Genomic DNA, 25,557 nt, shown 5'->3' with positions numbered 1-25,557 from the left:
GCGTTTTATGTCGCTATTGTGCGGACTAGACAGCTATACAGCATTGACCAAATGCATTTGCAGTGAAATTATCTGGTCAATCAATGGGTCGCGAAGTGCAGATGATCAGCGAACAACAGTTACCCACCATCAGCCTGACTCACTCGGCGACCATGCGCCGCTTGCTGTATGAGGGATTGAGCAGCCTTGGCTTTGATCCAACGGATACTTACCGACGCGCCTATGACGGTGCACGTTTGTCGCCGCCATTGATTGACACTCGCCAGGAACATGACAGTGCACCGCGCTTTTGGCAGGCACTCGAGCAGTTGACCGGCGATGTGGATATCGGCCTGCACCTGGGCGAAGTGATGAAGCCGCGACCGATGGACGTGGTGGGCTACCTGCTATTGGCCAGTCGTGATTTGCGCCAGGCGCTGGAAAGCTTTGTGCGCTTCCAGCACATTCTCTCGGGTGGCTTTGCTGCACGGCTTGAGGAACAGCGCGACAGCGTACGGCTGATTATCGACCTCAACTACCGAGGGGTCGGCTCGTTGCGTCAGCAAATCGAATGCCTGGCCCTGCTTTGGCAGAAACAACTCAGCAGTGTGACCGACGATGAGTTCTGCCTGAGTGCAGTCGAGTTCCGGCATCCGGCGCCACGGCGCATCAGTGAGCATCGGCGCCTGTTTGGTGTCACGCCACAGTTCTGTCAGCGCCACGATGCCTTGATCTTTCCCCAGGCACTGCTTGCCAGGCCGTCGCGCAGTGCCAACCCACGGCTGTTCAAGCTGCTTAGTGAGCAGGCGACAGTCGAGCTGGCGGAACTGAGCGAGAACCTCTTGCTGGACCGGGTCCGTAACTGGCTGGAAGCAAACCTGGGGCAACAGCTCTGCAGCTTGCAGGCTTGCGCGCCGGCGTTGAATCTAAAACCGGCGGCCTTGCAGCGGGATCTGGCAGCCCAAGGCAGCAGTTTTCGTCAGCTCCACGATGAGGTTCGCAGGCTACGTGCGCTGGCGCTGCTGGAGCAAGGCATGGCGACGCGTGATGTTGCCAGGGCCTGCGGCTTTGCTGAGTTGTCGCCATTCTACCGGGCGTTCAGGCGTTGGCAGGGTTGCACCCCAAAACATAAAGCGCGGTGTTGACTCCGGCTATTTGTCGCTGGCGTTCCAGTAACAGAAGCAACCCACCGCCATATTATTGCTGGCGCTGACCGAGCGCCCTTCAGCCAGGGCGTTAAGGATTGGCTCGATAAAGCTGTTGCTCGAATTACAGGTGAGCCCCGAGCTGTATGGGCCAAAGTAGGCGAGATTGCCCGCTCGGTCCCAAATCGCCACGGCTGGGCTTGCTGGCAGCTTTTCGCTCCCCGGCAGTTGTTGCAAGGGCTTCAGTGCTTTGAGGGTGTCGGGCAACTGGCCGCTGCTTCCCGGTTTTTGCACTGCGTAAAACGCAACGCCTTGCACTGCGAAGTGTTCGACCAGTTCCGCAAGGTGTTGTTGATTGCCGACATTGCAGGGGCATGCGGGGTCCCAGAAATGCACCAGTCGAATCGGGCCGGGCCCTGCTATGTCAGGGGGTAAGCGAATATCTGCTCCCGTGAAAATGGCTGTGCGCTCACTGAATGCGCGCAGGTAGCGTGCTTCAAACCAAACAAATGCCGACCATAGCGCAACGATCACTGCGACTACGGCAATACTGGCAATGATGATTTTATGACGGGTAACTGGCATGGTGAGCTGTCTATCCAAGGTGGTATAGCTTGCCACGATGCGCCCGGCAGCAAAATATCCGCAGTGCAGGCAATGACGTGAAATAATCGCCCTACACGCCCACCAATCATGGAAAGCCCAATGCCAGAGCGTTTCACCCCTGACAGCGTGGTCGCCGGTCTGCGACCCATAGCCGCAGCTGCCATGAGCTTGCCGCACGAGCAGGCGTACCGCTCGTTCTATCGGCTCGACAAGCTCGCGGCGCGGCAGGTGCGTCTGGGTTTCTTTGATGCCGCCGGTTATCGCATCGCAGCCCAGGTGTGGTGGCCCCAAGCGCCCAAGGCAACCCTGGTCTTGCTGCATGGTTATTACGATCACTTGGCACTGTATCGCCATGTCATTGAGTGGGCGTTAAGCATGGATTTCGCCGTCTTTGCATTTGATCTGCCGGGGCATGGCTTATCGAGCGGTGCGCGGGCCAGTATCGGTGATTTTGCTGAATACCAGATCGTGCTCAAGGCCGCTTTGGCGCAGGTTGGGCAATTAGACTTGCCGCAGCCCTGGCACCTGTTTGGCCAGAGCACCGGCGGGGCGATTGTGGTTGATTATCTGCTTACGGGTAATCCCGGCCCTGAAATTGGCCAGAGCATCCTGTTTTCACCCCTGGTACGGCCCCGTGCATGGGGGTGGTCGAAGTTGAGCTATCACTTGCTTAAGCCTTTCGTGCGCAAGATCTCAAGACGTTTTACCGAAAATTCGCACGATACTGAATTTATCGACTTCCTCCATCACCACGACTCACTGCAGCCGCAATGCTTGCCCACGGCATGGGTTGGCTCGTTGGCCCGCTGGGTGCTGCACATCGAAATGGCGCCGCCGAGCCCGCGGAGCCCTTTGATAATCCAGGGTGAAAGCGATATGACGGTGGATTGGCGGCACAATCTACAGGTGCTCAAGGAGAAATTTAAGGCGCCGAAGATTTTGCTTTTACCCGAGGCGCGGCATCACATGGCCAATGAGTCGCAGCTCTACCGCGACCAGTACTTTGCATTTCTGACCGAACAGATGCGCAAATAGCCCAACCGCAAGGCGCCAGTGACGCGCCGGGATTAAATACCTTGCGGGGCTGGCGCCAGATCCGCTGTGTTCTGGCCGACAGCCAAGCCTGCGCGCATCGCAGCTAGTGCTGCCTGGTAGTAGGTTTTACCTGCATCTGACTGGGCGAAGCTGACAAACTCTTCAAGCTCGGCATCGCTGAGGTCGCGATAGACAAACAACAAGGTGTTATCCAGCTCCGCGCCGATTTGGTTCATCAGGTTTTGCCGTTGCGAGCTGAGCAGCGCCTGTGCAGTGCCGCCACCGAGCAAGCCTGGAATCATCTGGCTGAGGCTGTCTGCTGCCACACCGGCCAGCGCCAGGCTGACTTCGGCGCCGGCTTCCTTGGCGGGCAAGGCTTGCGCCAGATGGCCAATCAGCAGGCGCCGGCTGTCTGAGGCATCAACTTGCGGCAGGCCATTGGCGTAGCGGGCAAGTTGATCCTTGCGGGTGGCCAGGGTTTCTGCAGCCACTATTTTCTTGCCCAATGCGGAATTGAAGAAGCTGACGGCAGGGGCTGGGTCCGCCAGATTGTCCTGCAGGGCTTGTTGCGCGCGCTGGTCCATGGCTTGTGGCGCAAAGCGTTTATTGCTGTTGTCGACCAATGCCTTATAAACCGCGGGCGGCAGTGTGCTGCGATAGCGCGCCTGGGCAGCGCTCAGGGCATCGTTGAAGTTGGCGCGCTGCTCGGGCCAACCGGCGACCTTGTACAATTCGACTGAAGACGCTGCCAGGCTCGGCAGGCTGATAAACATAAACAGTGCAACACATAGGGCGCGCATAAGGACTCCTGTCTGGCGTGCGGCTATTTTCATTGGCCAGTCGATGCTTGTCGAGAAGCAGAAGCAGCGCTGATAGAATATCGGCATGTCTGAAAATCCTTCCCTAGAGCAGCTTTCGAGCATCGTCGACGACCTGGCAGAGCAGGGCTGGTCACTGCAGCCTGCATTTATCTCACAGACTCTGACCCTCGAACTGGCCCAAGAGTGCCGTAAACGTGCAGCGCAGGGCGCATTAGTGCCTGCGAGTATAGGCCGTGGCCAAGGCCTGGCGGTACAGGAAGGCATTCGCGGTGATCGTATCCAGTGGTTGGAACCGGGCCAGTCGCAAGCCTGTGACCAGTACTTGGCCAAACTTGAGTCATTGCGCCAAGCCATCAATCAAGGTTTATATCTGGGGCTTGAAGACTACGAAAGCCATTTTGCCCTGTATCCGCCGGGTGCATTCTATAAGAAGCATCTGGATCGCTTTCGTGACGATGACCGACGCGCTGTGTCAGTAGTGCTGTATCTTAATCAAGAGTGGGAAACCGGGCAGGGCGGCGAGTTGCGCTTGCACCTGCCAGGCGGCGGGGTGCGTGATATAGCGCCGCAAGCCGGGGTACTGGCAGTCTTTCTGTCCGCCGATATGCCCCATGAGGTGTTGCCCGCCCAGCGTGAGCGTTTGTCGTTAACGGGTTGGTTTCGCCGGCGGGGTGACTCGGTCCTTTAGGGCTGGTGAGTGGAGATAGCGATGCAAATGATCCTGGTCAGCCGTTGCCTGTTGGGCCATCGCGTGCGCTATGACGGCGGTGCGCACGGGCCTTATGACGTGCTGGCGCGCTGGCAAGCGGAAGGCCGGGTTATTGCCCTGTGTCCGGAAGTCGCCGGTGGTCTGCCAACACCGCGCCCTGCCGCTGAAATTCCAGGTGGCCAGGGCGCCCAGGTGTTGGATGGCCTGTTGCCCGTGGTCAGTATTGAAGGTGAGGATTTCACCGCTCAATTCGTATCGGGCGCCGAGCAGGCGCTGGCGTTGGTCAAGAAACACGACATTGCAATCGCCTTACTCAAGGCACGCAGCCCCTCGTGCGGAAATATTGAGAATTATGATGGCAGCTTCAGTGGCAACAAGGTTGCTGGCGAAGGCGTAACTGCCGCTCTGCTGCGGCGCGCGGGCGTTGCAGTGTTTAACGAAGAGCAACTGGACGCGGCGACCCGGGCGCTTGCTCGGCTTGAACTAGACTAGAGCTGCTGATTGCAGGGAACAAACCTGTTTATTGCAGCGTCAATCCCATGAATCAATCCACAAGGTGTTCATGATGAATAAGTTAGTGCCTGCCTTCGCCCTGAGCTTTTGCATGCTCGGAGCCAGTTTCGCCGCCCTCGCTGAAGTGCCCCGGACAGCTGCTCCGGAAAATGCCTCGGTGTATATCATCGAGCCTAAGGACGGAGCCACTGTCGATAAAACCTTTACCGTACGTTTTGGCCTCAAGGGGATGGGCATTGCCCCGGCGGGCGTGGATGCTCCGGATACCGGTCATCACCACTTGTTGATCGATCTCGACCAGTTGCCTGCTATGAACGGCCCGCTACCGGCTACCGAAAACGTGGTCCATTTCGGTAAGGGCCAGACCGAAACCGAGCTGACCCTCGCCCCGGGCAAGCATACGTTGCAATTGCTTCTGGGCGACAAGAACCACGTGCCATTTGACCCGCCGGTGCTGTCGAAAAAAATCACTGTAACGGTTAAATAGCCGGGTTGGGTTTCAAGCAAACCCAAATGCCAGCCACTAAAAAGGGAGGCCAAAAGCCTCCCTTTTTAGTGCAGCTGTTCTGTTTTAGAACAGAACGCGGCTGCGGATAGTGCCGTTTACCTGCTGCAGTTTCTCCAATGCCAGATCGGAGTACTCAGCATCGACGTCGATTACCACGTAGCCAACCTTCTCATTGGTCTGCAGGAACTGACCGGAGATGTTGATGGCGTTTTCGGCGAATACGCGGTTGATCTCGCTCATCACACCTGGAATGTTTTCGTGGATGTGCAGCAAGCGGTGCTTGCCAGGATGTGACGGCAAGGCCACTTCCGGGAAGTTGACCGACGATACCGAGGTCCCGTTGTCGCTGTACTTGACCAGCTTTTCAGCCACTTCCAGACCAATGTTGGCTTGGGCTTCGGCGGTCGAACCACCGATGTGCGGCGTCAGGATTACGCGGTCAAGGCCACGCAGCGGGCTTTCAAACTCTTCAGTGTTCGAGCGAGGCTCGACCGGGAACACGTCGATGGCCGCGCCAATCAGGCGTTCTTCTTTGATCGCAGTTGCCAGGTGGTCAAGTTCCACCACAGTGCCGCGTGCAGCGTTGATCAGGATGCCGCCTTGCTTGATTGCGCGGATTTCCGCTTCACCGATCATCCACTGAGTCGATGGCAGCTCAGGAACGTGCAGCGAAATGATATCGCACATGCCGAGCAGATCATGCAGCTTGGCGACTTGCGTGGCGTTGCCCAGCGGCAGCTTGGTCACTACATCATAGAAGAACACTTGCATGCCCAGTGCTTCTGCAAGCACCGACAGCTGCGTACCAATCGAGCCGTAACCAACAATGCCCAGTTTCTTGCCGCGGATCTCAAATGAGTTGGCCGCGCTTTTGATCCAGCCGCCACGGTGGCAAGAGGCGTTCTTCTCCGGGATACCGCGCAGCAACAGAATCGCTTGCGCCAATACCAGTTCGGCAACCGAGCGGGTGTTCGAGAAGGGGGCGTTGAATACGGCGATACCGCGCTCGCGGGCCGCATCGAGATCCACCTGGTTGGTGCCAATGCAGAAACAGCCGACGGCAACCAGTTTGTTTGCGCAATCAAATACCTCAGCCGTCAGCTGGGTACGAGAGCGGATGCCGATAAAATGGGCCTCGGCGATCTTTTCCTTCAATTCGGCTTCAGGCAACGAGCCGGTGAGGTACTCGATATTGCTGTAGCCGGCAGCCTTCAGGGTATCCACGGCATTTTGGTGGACGCCTTCGAGAAGAAGGAACTTGATCTTGCTCTTGTCGAGAGAGGTCTTGCTCATCGGAGTACCTGTTGTCCCACAATAGAGTGTCAGGAAAATTCTCAGCACCAACTGCTGATAAGCCCGTGGGTTAGTGCTGGGCACTGATTAACGGGGTGCGTATGCTAGCATAGGTGCCCCGCGAAACACCCTATCCTGGCAGATGAAGCGTGCTCAGGGTGACCATGAATCGTTTGAGAGTTCTGTAGATGACCAATCCTGCCCTGATTGATGAGTTGAAGTCCTTAGTCGAAGTCGGAAAAGTGCTGACCGATGCCGATTCCCTTGATGCCTACGGCAAGGACTGGACCAAACACTTTGCCCCGGCACCGCTTGCTATTGTCTTTCCCAAGAGCGTTGAACAGGTGCAGGCCATCGTCCGCTGGGCGAACCAGAGCAAGGTCGCTTTAGTACCCTCCGGCGGCCGCACCGGGTTGTCTGCTGCTGCCGTCGCGGCCAACGGCGAGGTGGTGGTTTCGTTTGACTACATGAATCAAATTCTTGGGTTCAACGAATTTGATCGCACCGTGGTCTGCCAGCCAGGTGTCGTCACAGAGCAACTGCAGAACTTTGCTGAAGAACAGGGCCTGTATTATCCGGTGGATTTCGCTTCCGCAGGATCCAGTCAAATTGGCGGCAATATCGGCACCAATGCCGGCGGTATCAAGGTTATTCGCTACGGCATGACCCGCAACTGGGTGGCTGGCCTAAAGGTGGTGACCGGCACTGGCGAGCTGCTTGAGTTGAACAAAGACCTGATCAAGAACGCCACCGGCTACGACTTGCGCCAGCTGTTTATCGGTGCCGAAGGCACACTGGGCTTTGTGGTCGAAGCGACAATGCGCCTCGATCGCGCACCACAGAACCTGACCGCAATGGTGCTGGGTGCCGCTGATTTCGATTCGATCATGCCGGTGCTGCATGCCTTCCAAAGCAAACTTGACCTGACCGCCTTCGAGTTTTTCTCGGATAAGGCCCTGGCTAAGGTCATGGCGCGTGGCGATGTGCCGCCAGCCTTCGAAACCGATTGCCCTTTCTACGCATTGCTTGAGTTTGAAGCCAGTACCGAAGAAGTGGCCAACGCTGCACTCGAGACCTTTGAGCACTGCGTTGAGCAAGGCTGGGTACTCGATGGCGTGATGAGCCAGAGCGAGGCGCAACTGCAGAACCTGTGGAAGCTGCGCGAATATATCTCCGAGACCATCTCCCACTGGACGCCATACAAAAACGATATTTCGGTGACCGTTTCTAAAGTCCCGGCGTTTTTGCATGATATTGACGAGATCGTCGGCGAACATTACCCGGATTTCGAGATTGTCTGGTTCGGTCACATCGGGGACGGCAACCTGCACCTGAACATCCTCAAGCCCGAGAACCTGAGCAAAGATGAATTCTTCGCCAAGTGTGCCACTGTCAATAAGTGGGTGTTCGAGATCGTGCAGAAGTACAACGGCTCGATCTCGGCTGAGCATGGCGTGGGCATGACCAAGCGTGACTACTTGGGATACAGCCGCTCTGAAGCTGAAATTGCCTACATGAAGGCCATCAAGGCGGTGTTTGATCCCAATGGCATCATGAATCCCGGTAAAATTTTCGCTGAGTAATTGCCAGGCCAGGCCGGGACTGAACAACACATCACTGATGTCCGGCCTGTTGTCGAGCCCACATTGTTTTGCATGCATTGCCTTTTGAGGACTATTCATGAGCTACCAGCATCAGTATATCGACGGCACCCTCATCCATTTCCCAATGGGTAAAGTGGTGTGCATTGGTCGCAACTACGCCGAGCATGCCAAAGAGTTGAACAACCCTGTTCCGACCGAGCCGCTGTTGTTTATCAAGCCAGGCAGTTGTGTAGTGCCACTCAATACTGGGTTCAGCATTCCTGACGACCGTGGCTCGGTGCACTACGAAGCCGAGATCGCGGTGCTGATTGGCAAGCCACTGTCGCGCTCACCGAGCAGCGAAGAAGTACGGGATGCGATTTCAGGTTTCGCGCCTGCCCTGGACCTGACCCTGCGTGATGTCCAGGCCAAGCTCAAGGAAAAGGGCTACCCGTGGGAAATCGCCAAGTCATTTGATGGCGCCTGCGTGCTTGCGCCTTTTGTCAGTGGTGATGCCATCACTGACTTGGCCGACATTGGCATTCGTCTGTGCATCAATGGTGAAGTCCGCCAGGACGGTAACAGCAGCGTCATGCTCAACCCGATCGTGCCAATGATCCAGAACATGGCCGCTCACTTCAATTTGCAACCTGGCGATGTCATTCTCACTGGAACTCCAGTCGGAGTAGGCCCTCTGAACAAGGGTGATCAATTGCAGATTGAACTGGTTGGGTTGAGCAGTTTCACCAGCCAAGTCCTCTAATCAAATGATCCGGCCCCTTTCTTAGTATGTGCAGGGATGCGCGTTGAGCGGTATTTGAACCTGAGGATACGCCTAGCTTGAGCGGTATCGTTTTTATTGAGTAATAGCGGTGCCCAAAAGCTCGAAGGTGTTCAGCACTGTATTTCGCAGTCTGCTGGTTTTAATGCTTGTGGTGTTTGTCAGTGTCGGGCTCTATCAGCGCTGGGATGAACGCGCGCTGTTCCTGCTCAAGGAGCTGCAAACCAGTGCCGAGATGCAAGCGTCAAGCATCTGGTTGCCCAGCTACCGCGTGACCCTGGCCGGCAAGGCGATTGCCGGGCTTGAAGAGGGTGAGGTTTCCGGGCTGACGTACCGGCCCAGCAGCAACACCCTGTTTACTATTTTGGGCAAGCATAGCGAGTTGGTCGAGTTATCGCTGACTGGCGATGTGTTGCGGCGTATCCCGGTGACAGGGCTTGAAAACCCCGAAGGTGTCGAAGCGCTCTCTGGCGACTTGATGGCCATCGTCGATGAGCGTCAGCGCACGCTCACGGTTTTTCCATTGACTGCAAGCACAACCCAGATCAATGCCAGGCAGCAAATCCAGGTTGACCTGGGCTTTGCCAAGGCCGCTAACAAAGGCTTTGAGGGGCTAGGCTGGGACAGTCGTCGCCAACTGATACTGTTGGCCAAAGAGCGAGATCCCCGGGGCTTTTACACCTTGCCACTGCCAGGCAAGAGCGGTCCGGCCCAGGGCATGCTTGAGCTTAATATCGACGATGTTTTTGTCCGCGATATTTCTTCCGTGAGTTTTGATCCCCGGACCGGGCATGCGCTGCTGCTCTCTGACGAGTCGCGGGTATTGGTTGAGCTGGATGCCAACGCCAGGCCGCACAGCTTTATCAGTCTTGCCAGTGGATTCAATGGTCTGGGTTGGGGCGTCAAGCAGCCCGAGGGCGTGACCACCGGTGCCGATGGCGATATCTATGTGGTCAGCGAGCCCAATCTGTTCTATGTGCTGTCTAAGTAGCCACTGGAACATCACTTCGCTGTTTGAGGATTCTTTTAAGTTTGGCTTAAGGCAAAATTCAGCAAGGCTTCAGCTACGCTGGTTAATCTGACCCTGTCATTCACTGATTAGAGATTCAGACTATGAAACGCACTACTCTCGCACTGCTGCTTGCCCCACTGTTCTCGACTGCGGTCATGGCTCAAAGCTACAACGGTCCTAGCGCCAACGTTCAGGTGACCACAGTCGCTGAAGCGCTCAAGGCTGCTGACGATACCCAGGTTGTGCTGCAAGGTCAGATTGTCGAGCGTCTGCGCGGTGAACACTACACATTCAAGGACGCCACCGGCACCGTCGAAGTTGAAATCGATGATGAAGACTGGCCGAGCCAGAGCGTTGACGATAAAGCCACCGTCAAGCTGACCGGTGAAGTTGATCAGGGTCGTAGCGGTGTTGAAGTTGAAGTCGACCGCGTGGAGCTGGTCAAGTAACACTTGCTGTGATTGGCATTCCGGGTGCATTTGATCTAGTGCATCCGGGGCCAGACCCAATGTTGGATGCGCTGCTGCAAGCTGGGCTTGGGCGGCGTTTTTTATGCGCAATTTCTGAGAAGTACAAACATGGGTTCCCTGTTCTCGGTTAAACGTGTGTTGCTGGCCTTATTGGTACTGGTGGTGGTATTGCTGGCGGTCGCTGCGCAGCAGTATCGTTTGTTCGAACGGATCTGGTTCAACGCAACATCTGCCAGCAGCAGTCAAGCGGATGCGATCTGGCTGTCGGATTATCGCGTCAGCCTCGAGGCCAAGAAAATTGAAGGCCTTGATGATGATATCTCCGCGCTGACTTACGACCCTGATAGGCGCACCTTGTTTACCGTCACCAATACGCAGCCACAGCTGATCGAGCTCTCCCTCGATGGCCAGGTTTTGCGCCGTATTGATCTGGTGGGCTTTGGTGATCCCGAGGCGGTTGAATACATTCGCCCCAATGTATTCGTGATCACCGATGAGCGGCTCCAGCGGCTGCTGCGGGTAGAGATCGATGACAGCACCAGGCAAGTCAATGCCGATCAAACCAAGCAGTTCTCACTCAGCGTGGGTGGGGGCGGCAACAAAGGGTTCGAAGGCCTGGCCTATGATTCTGTGGGCAAGCGCCTGTATGTGGCCAAAGAGCGTGACCCCGTACGAATCCTTGAAATAACCGGTTTTGCCGAAGCCAATGCCGAACAAAAGTATTCAGTGCATGTGGTTGATAACATCAAGCGCGATAAGGGCTTGTTTGTTCGCGACCTGTCGAGCCTGCAGTTTGACGAGAAAACGGGCCATTTGTTGGCGCTCTCTGATGAGTCGAGCCTTGTCATCGAGCTTGATGTGGAGGGCAAGCCGATCAGTACCTTATCCCTGCTGCGTCGCCAGCATGGCTTGAAGGCGTCGGTGCCACAGGCTGAAGGTGTCGCCATGGATGATAACGGCGTGCTCTACCTGATCAGTGAGCCAAACCTGTTCTATGTGTTCGAGAAGCAAGCCAAGTAGTGCGCTCATAAAAAACGCCGGGGCTCCATAAGCCACCGGCGTTTTTGAGTCCAAGGCCTTGGCTTTAGCTTTCGTCGTTGAGCACGGCTCCTGGCGCATTCTTCTGGACTGATTCAACACCGTTCTTGCAGCTTGCGGCAGTGGTGTACATCTGGCTTTGGCCTACCACCTGGCCGTTTGTCGCCTTGAGCACGAAGTAATGCTTGTCGTTGCTGCTGGTCTTGATTTCGAAAGCGCCTTCGCGCGCCGAATTCTTTTTCACCGATTCAATGCCGTTAAGCGCCGAGTCCTTGGCTTTGTACATCTCGCTGGTGAGGATGATCTCACCGTTACCTGCGAGCAGGTTGAAGTGGAACTGACCGTCTTTGGCTTTTTTCAGGTGAAATTTACTGGCCATTTTGACCTCCTTGGTCGGGATAGGGACAATCCAAGCCTAGCTGGTCTTTGCCATCCGACCAGCCCAAGCCTCCTATCGAGTCAGACTCTTGACCCCTTCGCTGGTTCCCAACAGCAATAAATCGGCACCACGCGCCGCGAACAGGCCGTTGGTGACCACGCCCACGATTGCGTTGATGCGCGTTTCCAGTTCAATTGGGTTGACGATCTGCAGATTGAATACATCAAGAATCACATTGCCGTTATCCGTAACCACGCCTTCGCGGTACACCGGATCGCCACCGAGCTTGACCAGCTCGCGGGCCACATGGCTACGCGCCATAGGGATCACCTCGACCGGCAGGGGAAAGGCGCCAAGCACTGGCACCAATTTGCTGGCATCGGCAATGCAGATAAAGGTCTTGGCTACGGCCGCGACTATCTTTTCGCGAGTCAATGCAGCGCCGCCGCCTTTGATCAGGTTCAGGCGCTCATCGCTTTCATCAGCGCCATCGACGTAAAACTCCAGGTCACTGACCGTATTCAGTTCGTAGACCGGGATGCCGTGGCCTTTAAGGCGTGCTGCGGTGGCTTCAGAGCTGGCAACTGCACCGTCGAACTCCATCTTGTGCTTGGCCAGCGCATCAATAAAGCAGTTGGCGGTAGAGCCCGTGCCCACACCCACGATGCTCTTGGCGTCGAGCTTGGGGAGGATATGGTCGACAGCAGCCTGCGCCACAGCTTGCTTGAGTTGGTCCTGAGTCATCACGGTTCTGAGCCTAAGTTGAAGATGGGTGAGGGCTAATTATAGCGGCATGTGCAAGAAAACCCTGCCACTAATGTGCTGCAATCGAGTCACGACGTCGCAGCCAAATCCCCCGATTCCGTGTGGTCTAGCACGGCCGCCGTGGGGTAGACTCGTGAGCTCCTTTGAATACCGCCAGCGATTAGAGATCATGCTCGAACACTACGTTAAGAAAATCCTGACCTCGCGCGTCTATGACGTAGCGGTGGAAACGCCGTTGCAAGTCGCTCCTCAACTTTCAGAGCGTCTGGGCAACAAGATTTTGCTTAAGCGTGAAGACTTGCAGCCGGTTTATTCATTCAAGATTCGTGGCGCCTACAACAAGCTGATCCAGCTCAGTGATATCGAGCGTGAGCGCGGTGTGGTCACTGCCTCGGCCGGCAACCACGCCCAGGGCCTGGCCATGGCTGCCAAGCACCTTGGGATCAAGGCCACAATCGTGATGCCCAAGACCACGCCGGAAATCAAGGTCCATGGCGTGCGTTCGCGTGGTGGAATCGTAGTGTTGCACGGCGATAGCTTCCCCGAGGCATTGGCCCATTCGCTGAAGCTGGTCGAGGAGCAGGGCTTTACCTATGTTCATCCCTACGATGACCCGGACACCATTGCTGGCCAGGGCACGGTGGCGATGGAGATCCTGCGCCAGTATCAAAGCAAGATCGATGCGGTGTTCGTTCCTGTTGGCGGTGGCGGGTTGATCGCGGGAATCGCGGCCTACGTCAAATACCTGTGCCCGCAAACCAAGGTCATAGGCGTCGAACCAGATGACTCGAATTGCCTGCAAGCCGCCATGGCGGCGGGTGAGCGTGTGGTGTTGGGGCAGGTTGGGCTGTTTGCCGATGGTGTGGCAGTTGCCCAGATCGGCAAGCATACCTTCGATATCTGCAAGGATTATGTCGATGAAGTGGTTACCGTCAGCACCGATGAAATTTGCGCGGCGATCAAGGACATCTACGATGACACGCGCTCCATCACCGAGCCTGCTGGCGCCTTGAGTGTCGCCGGCATCAAGAAGTACGTCGAGCGTGAAGGCGTCCGGGATCAGGTGCTCATCGGCATCGACTCGGGAGCCAACATCAACTTTGATCGTTTGCGTCACGTCGCCGAGCGTTCCGAGCTGGGCGAAAAACGCGAGGCGATCATTGCCGTGACTATTCCCGAGCAGCCTGGCAGCTTCAAGGCGTTCTGCGAAGCCCTTGGCAAGCGCCAGATCACTGAATTCAACTACCGTTACCATGCCGCCAAAGAGGCACACATCTTCGTTGGCGTGCAGACGCATCCCGAAACCGACCCGCGCAAGGCGTTGGTTGAAGGCCTGCAAAACAAGGGTTTCCCGGTACTTGATCTGACCGACAACGAACTGGCCAAGTTGCATATACGCCACATGGTTGGCGGTCGTGCGGAGCGGGTCAGTGACGAAATCGTGCTGCGCTTTGAGTTTCCCGAGCGTCCGGGTGCGCTGTTCAACTTCCTCAATAAGTTGGGTGGGCGCTGGAATATCTCGATGTTTCATTACCGCAACCATGGCGCCGCGGATGGCCGTGTGGTGGCGGGGCTGCAAGTTCCTCAACACGAGCGCCATCTGGTCCCGGCAGCACTTGACGCGATCGGCTATCCCTACTGGGATGAGAGTGAGAACCCGGCGTACACACTTTTCCTTGGATAGGCCCAATATACGATGGAACATTATCAACTGATAAAGATCGCCCACAGCGCTGTTGCAGTGCTTGTACTGTTAGGTTTGCTGGCCCATGTGTTCATGCTCTGGAAAGCCCAGCGCAGCGGTGATGCCGGCGTGTTGCAGCGTAAACTCAAGCGCACACGCTTTATCAGCATGCCGGTGCTGGCCCTGTTGGCGCTGACGCTGCCGTTCAGTGGTTACTGGATGGTCGACATGACCGGGTTGCCGCTGAGCCAGATGTGGTTGTTGGCAAGCAGCCTGTTGTTTGCCCTGCTGGTGATCCTGGGCCTGTTGCTTTCCGGGCGCCTGCGCGTCTGGCTGGCGCTGGGCGAGACGCCGGCATCAACCGGCTTGAAGCGCTTGTGCATGGCTTATGCGGTGCTGATCATTATCCTGCTGATCGCGATAATGGGGCTGATGGGCGCCAAGCCGGTCTAAGGGGTTGCTCCCAAAAAGGGTTACAGGCGCGCGCCGTAACCCTTTTTTTGTGCCTGCCGAGTCTCGGCGCTATTGATTCAGCGCAGTGATATCACCGGCCAGCCGCGCTTTTCGGCTTCGGCTTGCAGGCGTGGGTCGGGGTCAACGGCGAAGGCATGGCTGACTTGCTCAAGCAGCGGCAAGTCGTTCATTGAGTCGCTGTAGAAGTAACTGTCTTCAAGGCTGTATCCGGTCTCCTCGAGCCAGCGATTAAGGCGGATGACCTTACCTTCCTTGAAACAGGGTACATCGGTTGTTCGGCCGGTGTAGCGGCCGTCGGCCATTTCGCATTCGGTCGCCAGCAGGGTGTCCACGCCAAGGCGGGCGGCAATAGGTCCGGTGACGAAGCGGTTGGTCGCGGTGATGATGACCAGCTTGTCACCTGCCTGGCGGTGTTGTTCGAGCAGGGCCTCGGCCTTGGCCAGGATAATGGGCTCTATGCAATCGCGCATAAAGTCATCGTGCCACTGCTGCAACTGGCTCATCTCGGTGCGCCCGAGTATGTCCAGGGTGAAATTCAGATAATCGGTGATGTTCAGGGTGCCAGCCAGGTAGTCCTGATAGAACTCGTCATTGCGGTTCTTGTAGGCCACGCCGTCGAGGATGCCGCGTTCACACAAGTAGTCGCCCCACGCGTGATCGCTGTCACCACCGAGCAGGGTGTTGTCGAGATCAAATAAAGCCAAGCGCACACATCACCTTACTGATTGAGTCCAAGGGCCCGCAGAATAGCTGCTTTTGCGAGGTATTCCTATTACACCATCTAGCGCGTTGCCGCTGTCGCAGGCTTTGTGGAACAATGCCAGTACATGCGTTTACGAGGTTGTGCGCCGTGATTGACTCCGATGGTTTTCGCCCGAACGTCGGCATTATTTTGACTAATGATGCCGGGCAGGTGCTGTGGGCGCGCCGGATTAACCAGGACGCTTGGCAATTCCCACAAGGTGGGATCAACGATAATGAGTCGCCGGAAGACGCGCTTTATCGTGAGTTGAATGAAGAAGTCGGGCTCGAACGGCGCGATGTTCAGATTCTCGCCTGCACCCGTGGTTGGTTGAGGTATCGTCTGCCTCAGCGGTTAGTGCGCACGCACAGCCAACCGCTGTGTATTGGTCAGAAGCAAAAATGGTTTTTGCTGCGCCTAACCTCCGATGAGCAGCGCGTACGCATGGACCTCACCAATAAACCTGAGTTTGATGGCTGGAAGTGGGTCAGTTATTGGTATCCTCTCGGTCAAGTCGTTACATTTAAGCGTGAAGTTTATCGCCGCGCCCTTAAAGAACTCGCACCGCGTTTGTTGACGCGGGACTGACATAGACTAGAGTCGAGCCATGCTCAATACGCTGCGCAAGATCGTCCAGGAAGTGAATGCCGCCAAAGACCTCAAGGCGGCGTTGGGCATTATCGTGCAGCGCGTAAAAGAGGCCATGGGCAGCCACGTTTGCTCGGTTTACCTGCTCGACCCTGAAACCAACCGTTTCGTACTGATGGCCACCGACGGCTTGCTCAAGCGTTCGATTGGCAAGGTCAGCATGGCCCCCAATGAAGGCCTGGTCGGTCTTGTAGGCACGCGCGAAGAGCCGCTGAACCTCGAAAATGCAGCCGCTCACCCACGCTATCGCTACTTTGCCGAAACCGGTGAAGAGCGCTATGCCTCATTTTTGGGCTCGCCGATCATTCACCACCGTCGGGTGATGGGCGTTCTGGTTATCCAGCAAAAAGAGCGCCGCCAGTTCGACGAAGGTGAAGAAGCCTTCCTGGTGACCATGAGCGCCCAGCTCGCCGGGGTTATTGCCCACGCCGAGGCCACGGGTTCGATTCGTGGCCTGGGCAAGCAAGGCAAGGGTATCCAGGAAGCCAAGTTTGTCGGCGTGCCCGGCTCGCCAGGCGCGGCGGTTGGTACTGCGCTGGTAGTACTGCCACCAGCGGACCTGGAAGTGGTCCCCGATAAAACCATTGAGAACATCGACGCTGAATTGGCCTTGTTCAATACGGCTCTTGAAGGCGTTCGTGCAGACATGCGCGCACTTTCGGCGAAGATGGCCACACAACTTCGCCCAGAAGAGTGTGCGCTGTTTGATGTCTACCTGATGATGCTCGAAGACGCCTCGCTGGGTAACGAGGTGGTCAAGGTCATCAAGACCGGCCAGTGGGCGCAGGGAGCCTTGCGCCAGGTGGTAACGGATCACGTCAACCGTTTCGAATTGATGGACGATGCCTACCTGCGTGAGCGAGCCTCGGACATCAAGGACCTGGGCCGGCGCTTGCTGGCGTATTTGCAGAAAGCTCGCCAGCAAAACCTGACGTATCCCGATAACACCATCCTGGTCAGTGAGGAGCTGTCGCCGTCGATGCTTGGCGAAGTGCCGGAAGGCAAGTTGGTCGGGCTGGTTTCGGTGCTGGGCTCGGGTAACTCCCATGTGGCTATCTTTGCCCGTGCCATGGGCATCCCGACAGTCATGGGCGCCGTGGATTTACCCTATTCGAAGATCGACGGAATCCAGCTGATCGTCGATGGTTACCATGGCGAGGTGTTCACCAACCCCAGTGAAATACTGCGCAAGCAATACGCTGACGTGGTTGAGGAAGAGCGTCAGCTAAGCCAGGGGCTCGATGCGCTGCGCGCCTTGCCGTGCGAGACGCTCGATGGACATCGCATGCCGCTGTGGGTCAATACCGGCTTGCTGGCGGATGTAACCCGCGCGCAAGAGCGTGGTGCCGAAGGTGTGGGCCTGTACCGTACCGAAGTGCCCTTTATGATGAAGGAGCGCTTCCCCAGCGAAAAAGAGCAACTGGCAATCTACCGCGAGCAGCTTGAAGCTTTCCACCCGCTGCCGGTAACCATGCGCAGCCTGGATATCGGCGGTGACAAGAGCCTGTCCTACTTTCCGATCAAGGAAGACAACCCATTCCTGGGCTGGCGCGGCATTCGCGTGACCCTCGATCATCCGGAGATTTTCCTGGTACAAACCCGGGCCATGCTCAAGGCCAGCGAAGGGTTGAACAACCTGCGGATCCTGTTGCCGATGATATCGGGGGTTCAGGAGCTTGAAGAGGCCCTGCACCTGATCCATCGGGCGTGGGGCGAGGTGCGCGATGAAGGCACCGATGTGCCATTGCCGCCAGTGGGCATGATGATTGAGATTCCGGCAGCGGTGTACCAGACCCGCGATTTGGCGCGGCAGGTGGATTTCCTCTCTGTCGGCTCCAACGACCTGACACAATACTTGCTGGCTGTGGATCGCAACAATCCACGGGTTGCCGACCTGTACGACTTCTTCCACCCGGCTGTTTTGCAAGCGCTGCGCAAGGTGGTCGATGACTCGCATGCCGAAGGCAAGCCGGTGAGTATTTGCGGGGAAATGGCCGGTGATCCAGCCGCGGCGGTGCTGCTAATGGCGATGGGCTTTGATAGCTTGTCGATGAACGCCACCAACTTGCCCAAGGTCAAGTGGCTGCTGCGCCAGATCACCATGACCAAGGCCCGCGAGCTGCTGGCGCAGGTGATGACCATCGACAATCCGCAGGTTATCGACAGCACCCTGCACCTAGCATTGCGTAACCTAGGTTTGGGCCGAATGATCAACCCCGCCTCGGATATTCAGGCATAAGACCCAGTCCTGGCCCGTTGCCAGGCTTGGGCACTTATCCACAGTCAGCCTTGCAGGCTGACTTCGCCCAATGCCACACCAAGGGTGCCAAAACTGCGTTCAACCATCTGCCAATGGCCGTCGGCCTGGACGATCAATGCCGTGCTGGCGCGGGTGCCGTAGGTCTGGCTGGCAATAAATGCGCTACCAAGCAGGCGTTCGGTGGCGATGCCGACGCCGGTGTCAGGCAAGGCGTTGTCGTTCGGTACCTGGTTATCGCTAAGCAACTCCAGCATAGCCTCGGGTCTTGGTGACTCAAGTAGCTGGGCAAGGGCCTGCTTGGCGTAATCAACCTTGGGCCAGGCGCTGTCGAGCTCGGCATTGGATAAACCGTAAACCCCGGCACTAAGCGTTTGGGCTTGGCCGCTGTGCGAGTTGAAATAACACAGCTGCTGACCATCGCCGACCAGTAGATTGAATCCCGAATAATCCGCCGCGCTCACCTTGAGGGTTTCGATATAGTCGCGGGCGCTCAGACTGGTGCGCAGGAAGTTGGCGGGCAACTCACCCCGTGAACGCCGGCCCGCCGGCAGTTGCATATTGCGAATATTGGTCAGGGCGGCGAAACGACCATCACCACTAATGCCGAGCCAGGTGCCGCCTGCTTCGAGGTCGCGCCCGGCGTATATCCCAGGTGCGTCGTGCCATTGACTCAGGGCTGCGCTGGGGCGCGCATAGAACTCATCGCGATTGGCCGCAACGACCAGTGGCTGGGCATGGCCGGGGCGCCAGGCAAGGGTTATCAGGCACATGATTGCTTCCTTGGTTGATGGTGCTGCCACTTTACGCAATGCCGGGCATGGCATCCATCGCTCTTGAGTAGAGGCAAATTGCTGCATCCGTTACCATGCGCCTTTATTTTTGGGGGTGGTGATGGAGCTGCTGCTGTATCTGGTGCTTGGCGCTGCTGCAGGGGTTATGGCCGGGCTGTTTGGTGTCGGTGGCGGCTTGATCATTGTCCCGGTGCTGGTTGCCAGCTTTGCTGCCCATGGCTTTGCCCCGGAAGTTTTGACTCACCTTGCGGTGGGCACCTCACTGGCAACCATCATCTTTACCTCGATCAACTCGGTACTCGAGCACCATCGCCTGGGCGCCGTGCGCTGGCCGCTGTTTATCTGGATGGCTGTGGGTATATTGCTTGGCGCAGCCTTGGGTGCGCTGACTGCGAGTAAGATCCAGGGGCCGTTGTTGCAGAAGATCATTGGGGTGTTTGCCATTAGCGTTGCGCTGCAAATGATTCTTGGGTTGAAACCCAAGGCCAGTCGTGGTGTCCCAGGCAAGCCCGGATTAACCGTGGCGGGAGTGGTGATCGGCTGGGCGTCGGCGATTTTCGGCATTGGCGGTGGCTCGCTGAGCGTGCCGTTTTTGATGTGGCGCAGTGTGCCCATGCAACAGGCGGTAGCAACTTCATCGGCTTGTGGCCTGCCCATTGCGTTGGCGGGTGCCATAAGCTTTATGTGGATCGGCTGGAACGAAGCGCAGTTGCCACAATGGAGCGCAGGCTTTGTTTACCTGCCTGCATTGGCCGGTATTGCCGTTAGTAGTATGTTTTTTGCGCGGGTGGGCGCACGCTTGGCGCATCGTTTATCACCCGTCGTACTCAAGCGTTTATTTGCCCTGCTGTTATTTTGCGTGGGCTTGAATTTCCTGATTTAACGCCTTCTTAGGAGTTTTTTGATGCTGGCTTACCCCCAGATCGACCCGGTTGCAATTTCCCTCGGGCCGCTGCAAATCCATTGGTATGGCCTGATGTACCTGGTCGGGATTGGCGGTGCATGGCTGTTGGCTTCGCGCCGCCTGCATCGTTTTGCGCCGACCTGGAACAAGGAAAAACTTTCAGACCTGGTGTTCTGGTGCGCCATGGGCGTGATACTGGGTGGCCGCCTGGGTTACGTGCTGTTTTATGATTTGCCCGCTTATATTGCCAACCCGCTGCTCATCCTTGAAGTATGGAAGGGCGGCATGTCGTTCCACGGTGGTTTTATCGGCGTGATGCTGGCTGCCTGGTGGTTCGGCAAGCGCAACAACAAGACCTTCTTCGAGTTGATGGATTTTATTGCGCCCTTGGTGCCTATTGGCCTGGGCGCAGGGCGTATCGGCAACTTCATCAACGCCGAGCTGTGGGGCAAGGCCACTGACGTGCCTTGGGCAATGGTGTTCCCGACCGACCCGCAGCAGCTTGCCCGTCACCCGTCGCAGTTGTATCAGTTCGCGCTTGAGGGCGTGGCGCTGTTCACCATCCTGTGGTTCTACTCACGCAAACCACGGCCAACCATGGCGGTGTCCGGGATGTTCGCCATGTGCTACGGCATATTCCGCTTCATCGTCGAGTTTGTCAGGGTGCCGGATGCGCAGTTGGGGTACTTGGCCTGGGGTTGGCTGACCATGGGCCAGATTCTGTCGCTGCCAATGATTATTGGCGGCATGGCGCTGATCGCATACGCCTACCGTCGCCAAGCTGCCCAAGGAGCCGTGCAATGAAACAGTATCTGGACATGATGCGTCTGGTTCGCGAGACCGGCACCTTCAAAAGTGATCGCACCGGCACGGGCACCTACAGCCTGTTTGCCCATCAGATGCGTTTCGACCTGGCCGAAGGCTTCCCGCTGGTGACCACCAAGAAGTGCCACCTCAAGTCGATCATCCACGAACTGCTGTGGTTTTTGCAGGGCGACACCAATATCCGTTATCTCAAGGAAAATGGTGTACGCATCTGGGATGAGTGGGCCGATGAAAACGGCGATCTCGGTCCGGTCTACGGCTACCAGTGGCGTAACTGGCCGGCGCCTAACGGGGAGTCGGTTGACCAGATCAGCAAGCTGATCGAGATGATCAAGACCAACCCGGATTCGCGCCGCCTGATCGTTTCGGCCTGGAATCCGGCGCTGGTCGAGCAGATGGCGTTGCCGCCTTGCCATGCCCTGTTCCAGTTCTACGTCGCGGACGGCAAGCTCAGCTGCCAGTTGTACCAGCGTTCGGCTGATATCTTCCTCGGCGTGCCATTCAATATTGCCAGCTATGCGCTGCTGACCTTGATGGTGGCGCAGGTCTGTGGCTTGCAGCCCGGCGAGTTCATCTGGACCGGCGGTGATTGCCACTTGTATGCCAACCATATCGAACAGGCTGACCTGCAACTTAGCCGTGAGCCGCTGCCATTGCCGCAGATGAAGCTCAATCCTGAGGTGACCGACTTGTTCGCCTTCAAGTTTGAAGACTTCGAACTGGTGGGTTACGAAGCCCATCCCCATATCAAAGCGCCTGTAGCGGTCTGATGCACAGCGCCGAGCTAAAGGCCTTCTACATGGTCGCCCGCCTGGGCAGCATTACCCAGGCGGCGAAAAAGCTCGGCCTCAGCCAGCCAACGATCACCACTCAAGTCCGCAGCCTTGAAAGCCAGTACAACGTCGAGTTGTTCTATCGCGGCGGCCGGCGCTTGACCCTGACGCAGGCAGGTGTAGAGCTGCTGCCAAGGGTCAAGAAACTGATGCAGGAGGAAGCCGATATCGAGTTCTTCCTGCGTAATTGCGGGCAGGCGCAAGGCAAACTGCGCCTTGCCGCCACCGCACCCTATTACATGCTCGACCTGATCAAGCGCTTTCATCAGCAATACCCGCAGGTCGAAGTCAGCCTGGAAATCGGCAATTCCCAGCAGGTTATCGAGGCGCTGGAGGATTATCGTGTCGATCTGGCCGCGTCTTCGCAGCTCAACACCGATGCTCGCCTGACGCATCTGACCCTTGGCCAGGACCCGCTGGTATTGGCGGTGCACCGCGAACACCCGCTAGCTGCACAACAGAGGGTGAGCGTGAATGCCTTGGCCAGTCATTGCCTGTTGATGCGCGAGCAGGGTTCAACCACACGTGTGTTGACTGAAGAAATGCTCGCGCGGGCCAATGTCAGCGCTGCCAGGTTGCTTGAAATTGGTGATCGGGAGTCGATTCGCGAAGCGGTTGTACGCAATATCGGTGTCAGTGTGATTGCTCGCCAGGAAGTGCCTGATCATCCTGATCTGCGGGTGGTCGAGCTGGAGCAGGCACCGATGATCAGCGAGCATCTGTATTGCCTCAAGGAGCGCCGTCAGGCGCGCTTGCTCGCCGCTTTCCTGACACTGGCCCATTCCACTGTTGGCGATTGAGCAGCCAGCATCCTGAAAACGGCAAGTCATTCCCAAATATACCGATGTCACTATTGGCAGCTTTTGCCTAACTGCCATAAAGCCTTCGCATAGCTTGTTTAGCATCAACCTCATTCGAGCAATTTGCTCAGTGAGGTGGCACATGACTCAACACAATATGCAGGTTCGCGGTATCCACAAGGGTTTCGGCGCTTTCCAGGCGCTTGATGGTGTTTCTCTGGATGTCGAGGCCGGGGAGCTGGTGTGTCTGCTTGGACCATCGGGTTGCGGCAAAACTACCTTGTTGCGCTGCATTGCCGGGCTGGAGAAGCAGGATCGCGGCAGTATCGTCATTGGCTCGCGTGACGTCTCCAACTTGCCGCCACAAGCCCGCGACTACGGCATCCTGTTCCAGTCTTACGCGCTCTTTCCCAACCTCAGCGTGGCGCAGAACATCGCCTACGGCTTGAGCGGCGATAGCCGTGAAGTCGTGCGTGCACGGGTCAGCGAGATGCTTGAACTGGTTGGCCTGCTCGGCAGCGAGAAAAAGTATCCGGGCCAGCTCTCCGGCGGCCAGCAACAGCGCGTTGCCCTGGCTCGCGCGCTGGCTCCCAAGCCTTCGCTGTTGTTGCTCGACGAACCCATGTCGGCGCTGGATGCGCGGGTTCGTGAACATCTGTGTGGCGAGCTGCGTCAGTTACAGAAAAACCTTGGCGTGACCACCTTGATGGTGACCCACAATCAAGATGAAGCGATGCTGATGGCCGACCGAATCGCGGTGATGAACCAGGGGCATGTCGAGCAATACGCTACGCCGCAACAGATCTATAACCAGCCCGCGACACCTTTTGTTGCTGAGTTCGTGGGGCAGGGCAACTGGTTGCCATTTGCCTGCGGTCAAGATGGCAGCGCCCGGGTTGGTGGACTGCAGGTGCAGTTGCCACAGGCTAAGGCACTGCAACAAGGACGTTTGTTCTGTCGCCCTGAAGCGGTGGTGATCAACCCGCATGAAGGGATCGACAATCAGTTTCATGCACAGATGCGTGATGTCACCTTCCTGGGCAACCGTTGCCGAATGAATTTCGAACTGACGGATTTGCCGGGGCTGACCCTGCAGGCCGAGTTGTCCCCGGAGGCCATGCCGCGCCTTGCGAGCCAGGATATTCGGGTCGCGCTGCCTTCAAGCAGCCTGCAGGTGTTTGCTTAACATGACGGCGCAACCGCATATCAATCTGCAGGCACCTGCACAGCGCAATCATGTTGTCGGCAAAAGCCATGCAGGCTGGGCTGACCGCCTGTTTATTGAGGGTGGTAAAGGCTTGCTACTGGTGCTGCTGGTCGTTGCCGTGTTGTTGCCCCTGCTGGCCATGCTCTGGCGCGGCTTCGGTGGTGACGGGGGAGGCCTTGGCGCTGCCTATGAGCTGTTTTCTAGCGCCAACTTCCGCTGGTTGCTCTTCAATAGCTTGAGCGTGTCGACCACTGTGGCGCTGATCGTGGTGCCGCTGGCATATCTGTTTGCCTATGCGCTGCAACGCACGCTGATAGCGGGCAAGGGTGTGTGGCGGGCGATTTCATTACTGCCACTGATGGCACCTTCCATGCTGCCAGGCATTGCCTTGATCTACCTGTTTGGCAACCAGGGCATCTTGCGTGGGCTGTTCGCCGACAACATCTACGGTTTCTGGGGAATAGTGTTGGGCGAGGTGATTTATACCTTCCCCCATGCATTGATGATCCTGATCTCGGCCCTTTCCCTGGCAGATGCCCGGCTGTTTGATGCGGCATCGAGCATGGGGGCATCACCATGGCGAGCATTTCGCAGCATCACCTGGCCGGGCAGTCGCCAGGGTGTGTTTGCAGCGTTCTGCCTGGTGTTCACCCTGACCATTACCGATTTTGGCGTGCCAGTGGTGGTGGGTGGCGATTACCAGGTGCTGGCGCTTGAAGCCTACAAAGCGGTGGTCGGCCAGCAACAGTTCGGCCGTGGTGCATTGATTGGCATGGTCCTGTTGATCCCGGCGCTGCTTAGTTTTGGCGTCGACATGTGGCTGCGCCGGCGTTCGCGAGACAGCATGAGCGGGCGCGCCCAGGTCTATCACCCGCAACCCTCGCGTCTGCGCGATAGCGTTTTCCTGGGCATCGTTATTCTGGTGTGCGCCGCGCTGTTGCTGGTATTTGGCATGGCGATTTTCTCCTCGCTGGTCAAGTTCTGGCCTTACAACCTGTCACTGGTGCTGGATCACTACAGTTTTTCCGACCTGCCCGGCGGTTGGTCGGCCTACAGCAATAGCTTGATCCTTGCCACCTGCAGCGCGGTATTTGGCAGCTTGCTGATTTTTACTGGCGCCTACCTGATGGAGAAAACCCGGCAAAACACATTGACGCAAATCCTGCGCATGCTCAGCTTTATTCCGATGGCGGTGCCGGGGTTGGTACTGGGCCTGGGTTACGTATTTTTCTTCAACCTGCCGAGTAACCCGCTCAGTGGTTTGTACGGCACCCTGACCTTGCTCGTGGTGTGCACCATTGCGCACTTCTTGACCACTGCGCAGATGACCGCCAGCACGGCACTGCGTCAACTGGACGGTGAGTTTGAAGCCGCTGCGCTGTCGCTGAAAATGCCTCTGGCCAAGCATTACCTGCGCGTAACCCTGCCGATTTGCCTGCCTGCCCTGCTCGACATCATTCGCTACTTGTTCGTCTCGGCGATGACCACTGTGTCAGCCGCAATCTTTCTGTATAGCCCCGACAGCATGCTCGCCGCCGTTGCAGTGTTGAACATGGATGACGCAGGCAATGTTGGCGGCGCGGCTGCGATGTCGACCCTGATTTTACTGACCTCGGCTGGCGTGTCGGTGCTCTTGGCCACTGTCTCGCGGGGGCTTCTGATGCGTTCGCAAGCCTGGCGCCAGGCCGATGAGCGCAATTTAAAGCCACTCCCCACTGGTGGGGCTTCAAGGCTCGCCGGTGCAGCCTGACT

At 57.1% G+C, this 25,557-nt stretch carries 27 protein-coding genes; 20 read left to right on the top strand and 7 right to left on the bottom strand.

Translation table 11 applies throughout. From position 1 onward, the window contains the following. Window positions 1-83 precede the first annotated feature (83 nt). Complete coding sequence (locus tag CHB79_RS18360) at window positions 84-1,124, top strand: AraC family transcriptional regulator (RefSeq protein WP_089360948.1); 1,041 nt, start codon at window positions 84-86, stop codon at window positions 1,122-1,124. Window positions 1,125-1,130: 6 nt separating this feature from the next. Here the strand turns inward: CHB79_RS18360 and CHB79_RS18355 are convergent, their stop codons facing one another. Beyond that, window positions 1,131-1,709 carry a DUF6436 domain-containing protein gene (locus CHB79_RS18355; protein ID WP_089360947.1) on the bottom strand — a complete coding sequence of 193 codons (579 nt, stop codon included), beginning with the start codon at window positions 1,707-1,709 and terminating at the stop codon, window positions 1,131-1,133. 120 nt (window positions 1,710-1,829) lie between these two features. Here CHB79_RS18355 and bipL point away from each other — a divergent pair, with 120 nt between their 5' ends. Beyond that, the gene (bipL, locus tag CHB79_RS18350) at window positions 1,830-2,765 is read left to right on the top strand and encodes a phospholipase BipL (RefSeq protein WP_089360946.1); all 936 of its coding nucleotides are present in this window, start codon (window positions 1,830-1,832) and stop codon (window positions 2,763-2,765) included. A 32-nt stretch (window positions 2,766-2,797) separates the two neighbouring features. Here the strand turns inward: bipL and CHB79_RS18345 are convergent, their stop codons facing one another. Then, window positions 2,798-3,565 carry a DUF2059 domain-containing protein gene (locus tag CHB79_RS18345; protein WP_089361022.1) on the bottom strand — a complete coding sequence of 256 codons (768 nt, stop codon included), beginning with the start codon at window positions 3,563-3,565 and terminating at the stop codon, window positions 2,798-2,800. A gap of 85 nt (window positions 3,566-3,650) precedes the next feature. Here CHB79_RS18345 and CHB79_RS18340 point away from each other — a divergent pair, with 85 nt between their 5' ends. The 3 genes from CHB79_RS18340 to CHB79_RS18330 all read left to right on the top strand — a co-directional run bounded on the left by CHB79_RS18340 (window position 3,651) and on the right by CHB79_RS18330 (window position 5,295). Next, on the top strand, window positions 3,651-4,274 hold the full coding sequence (locus CHB79_RS18340) for a 2OG-Fe(II) oxygenase (RefSeq protein ID WP_089360945.1): 624 nt from the start codon (window positions 3,651-3,653) through the stop codon (window positions 4,272-4,274). Between the two features lie 21 nt (window positions 4,275-4,295). Continuing rightward, window positions 4,296-4,787, top strand: a complete 492-nt coding sequence (locus tag CHB79_RS18335) for a 2-thiouracil desulfurase family protein (protein ID WP_010485583.1) — start codon at window positions 4,296-4,298, stop codon at window positions 4,785-4,787. Between the two features lie 73 nt (window positions 4,788-4,860). After that, window positions 4,861-5,295 (top strand): DUF4399 domain-containing protein, encoded by a 435-nt coding sequence (locus CHB79_RS18330; RefSeq protein WP_089360944.1) that lies wholly within the window; start codon window positions 4,861-4,863, stop codon window positions 5,293-5,295. 84 nt (window positions 5,296-5,379) lie between these two features. Here CHB79_RS18330 and serA read toward each other — a convergent pair whose 3' ends face one another. Continuing rightward, complete coding sequence (gene serA, locus CHB79_RS18325) at window positions 5,380-6,609, bottom strand: phosphoglycerate dehydrogenase (RefSeq protein WP_010485585.1); 1,230 nt, start codon at window positions 6,607-6,609, stop codon at window positions 5,380-5,382. A gap of 188 nt (window positions 6,610-6,797) precedes the next feature. Between serA and CHB79_RS18315 the strand changes: the two genes are divergently transcribed. The 5 genes from CHB79_RS18315 to CHB79_RS18295 all read left to right on the top strand — a co-directional run bounded on the left by CHB79_RS18315 (window position 6,798) and on the right by CHB79_RS18295 (window position 11,475). Beyond that, the gene (locus CHB79_RS18315) at window positions 6,798-8,192 is read left to right on the top strand and encodes an FAD-binding oxidoreductase (protein ID WP_089360943.1); all 1,395 of its coding nucleotides are present in this window, start codon (window positions 6,798-6,800) and stop codon (window positions 8,190-8,192) included. 97 nt (window positions 8,193-8,289) lie between these two features. Further along, window positions 8,290-8,955, top strand: coding sequence for a fumarylacetoacetate hydrolase family protein (locus CHB79_RS18310; RefSeq protein ID WP_089360942.1), 666 nt, complete (start codon window positions 8,290-8,292; stop codon window positions 8,953-8,955). 109 nt (window positions 8,956-9,064) lie between these two features. After that, complete coding sequence (locus CHB79_RS18305) at window positions 9,065-9,964, top strand: SdiA-regulated domain-containing protein (RefSeq protein ID WP_245851561.1); 900 nt, start codon at window positions 9,065-9,067, stop codon at window positions 9,962-9,964. 122 nt (window positions 9,965-10,086) lie between these two features. Further along, on the top strand, window positions 10,087-10,434 hold the full coding sequence (locus CHB79_RS18300; RefSeq protein WP_010485592.1) for a NirD/YgiW/YdeI family stress tolerance protein: 348 nt from the start codon (window positions 10,087-10,089) through the stop codon (window positions 10,432-10,434). Between the two features lie 129 nt (window positions 10,435-10,563). Beyond that, window positions 10,564-11,475, top strand: a complete 912-nt coding sequence (locus tag CHB79_RS18295) for an SdiA-regulated domain-containing protein (protein ID WP_089361020.1) — start codon at window positions 10,564-10,566, stop codon at window positions 11,473-11,475. Between the two features lie 64 nt (window positions 11,476-11,539). On the opposite strand, the gene CHB79_RS18290 is transcribed toward CHB79_RS18295, so the two are convergent. Both CHB79_RS18290 and rpiA read right to left on the bottom strand, forming a co-directional pair. Beyond that, window positions 11,540-11,872: a YegP family protein gene (locus CHB79_RS18290; RefSeq protein WP_010485597.1), complete on the bottom strand. Its 333-nt coding sequence runs from the start codon at window positions 11,870-11,872 to the stop codon at window positions 11,540-11,542. 72 nt (window positions 11,873-11,944) lie between these two features. Further along, window positions 11,945-12,616, bottom strand: a complete 672-nt coding sequence (rpiA, locus tag CHB79_RS18285; RefSeq protein ID WP_089360941.1) for a ribose-5-phosphate isomerase RpiA — start codon at window positions 12,614-12,616, stop codon at window positions 11,945-11,947. Window positions 12,617-12,806: 190 nt separating this feature from the next. Here rpiA and ilvA point away from each other — a divergent pair, with 190 nt between their 5' ends. Together ilvA and CHB79_RS18275 are read left to right on the top strand one after the other, a co-directional pair. Next, window positions 12,807-14,321 carry a threonine ammonia-lyase, biosynthetic gene (ilvA, locus tag CHB79_RS18280; protein WP_010485600.1) on the top strand — a complete coding sequence of 505 codons (1,515 nt, stop codon included), beginning with the start codon at window positions 12,807-12,809 and terminating at the stop codon, window positions 14,319-14,321. Window positions 14,322-14,333: 12 nt separating this feature from the next. Next, window positions 14,334-14,774: a DUF2269 family protein gene (locus CHB79_RS18275; RefSeq protein WP_089360940.1), complete on the top strand. Its 441-nt coding sequence runs from the start codon at window positions 14,334-14,336 to the stop codon at window positions 14,772-14,774. A gap of 77 nt (window positions 14,775-14,851) precedes the next feature. Here CHB79_RS18275 and CHB79_RS18270 read toward each other — a convergent pair whose 3' ends face one another. After that, the gene (locus tag CHB79_RS18270; protein ID WP_089360939.1) at window positions 14,852-15,505 is read right to left on the bottom strand and encodes a histidinol-phosphatase; all 654 of its coding nucleotides are present in this window, start codon (window positions 15,503-15,505) and stop codon (window positions 14,852-14,854) included. 140 nt (window positions 15,506-15,645) lie between these two features. Between CHB79_RS18270 and CHB79_RS18265 the strand changes: the two genes are divergently transcribed. Both CHB79_RS18265 and ptsP read left to right on the top strand, forming a co-directional pair. Further along, entirely contained in the window at window positions 15,646-16,125 is a 480-nt protein-coding gene (locus tag CHB79_RS18265; protein ID WP_089361019.1) for an RNA pyrophosphohydrolase, read from the top strand. Window positions 16,126-16,144: 19 nt separating this feature from the next. Next, on the top strand, window positions 16,145-18,424 hold the full coding sequence (ptsP, locus tag CHB79_RS18260) for a phosphoenolpyruvate--protein phosphotransferase (RefSeq protein WP_089360938.1): 2,280 nt from the start codon (window positions 16,145-16,147) through the stop codon (window positions 18,422-18,424). A 44-nt stretch (window positions 18,425-18,468) separates the two neighbouring features. Here ptsP and CHB79_RS18255 read toward each other — a convergent pair whose 3' ends face one another. Further along, a complete protein-coding gene (locus tag CHB79_RS18255; protein ID WP_089361018.1) occupies window positions 18,469-19,215 on the bottom strand; it encodes an NRDE family protein in 747 nt (248 codons plus the stop codon). A 121-nt stretch (window positions 19,216-19,336) separates the two neighbouring features. Here CHB79_RS18255 and CHB79_RS18250 point away from each other — a divergent pair, with 121 nt between their 5' ends. The 6 genes from CHB79_RS18250 to CHB79_RS18225 all read left to right on the top strand — a co-directional run bounded on the left by CHB79_RS18250 (window position 19,337) and on the right by CHB79_RS18225 (window position 25,555). After that, window positions 19,337-20,119, top strand: a complete 783-nt coding sequence (locus CHB79_RS18250) for a sulfite exporter TauE/SafE family protein (protein ID WP_010485611.1) — start codon at window positions 19,337-19,339, stop codon at window positions 20,117-20,119. 21 nt (window positions 20,120-20,140) lie between these two features. Beyond that, entirely contained in the window at window positions 20,141-20,944 is an 804-nt protein-coding gene (gene lgt, locus CHB79_RS18245) for a prolipoprotein diacylglyceryl transferase (protein ID WP_010485613.1), read from the top strand. Further along, window positions 20,941-21,735 (top strand): thymidylate synthase, encoded by a 795-nt coding sequence (locus CHB79_RS18240; RefSeq protein ID WP_010485614.1) that lies wholly within the window; start codon window positions 20,941-20,943, stop codon window positions 21,733-21,735. Before lgt ends, CHB79_RS18240 begins: the two co-directional genes overlap by 4 nt. After that, window positions 21,735-22,598, top strand: a complete 864-nt coding sequence (locus CHB79_RS18235; RefSeq protein WP_089360937.1) for a LysR substrate-binding domain-containing protein — start codon at window positions 21,735-21,737, stop codon at window positions 22,596-22,598. Before CHB79_RS18240 ends, CHB79_RS18235 begins: the two co-directional genes overlap by 1 nt. Before the next feature lie 142 nt (window positions 22,599-22,740). Then, entirely contained in the window at window positions 22,741-23,784 is a 1,044-nt protein-coding gene (locus tag CHB79_RS18230; RefSeq protein ID WP_029529428.1) for a putative 2-aminoethylphosphonate ABC transporter ATP-binding protein, read from the top strand. Between the two features lies 1 nt (window position 23,785). After that, entirely contained in the window at window positions 23,786-25,555 is a 1,770-nt protein-coding gene (locus tag CHB79_RS18225) for a putative 2-aminoethylphosphonate ABC transporter permease subunit (protein ID WP_089360936.1), read from the top strand. Window positions 25,556-25,557 lie beyond the last annotated feature (2 nt).

The sequence above is a fragment of the Pseudomonas segetis genome, assembly GCF_900188155.1.
In the GTDB taxonomy this organism is placed as follows: domain Bacteria; phylum Pseudomonadota; class Gammaproteobacteria; order Pseudomonadales; family Pseudomonadaceae; genus Aquipseudomonas; species Aquipseudomonas segetis.
Note: the sequence above shows the minus strand (reverse complement) of the source record. Positions and strands in the feature narration are given on the sequence as shown.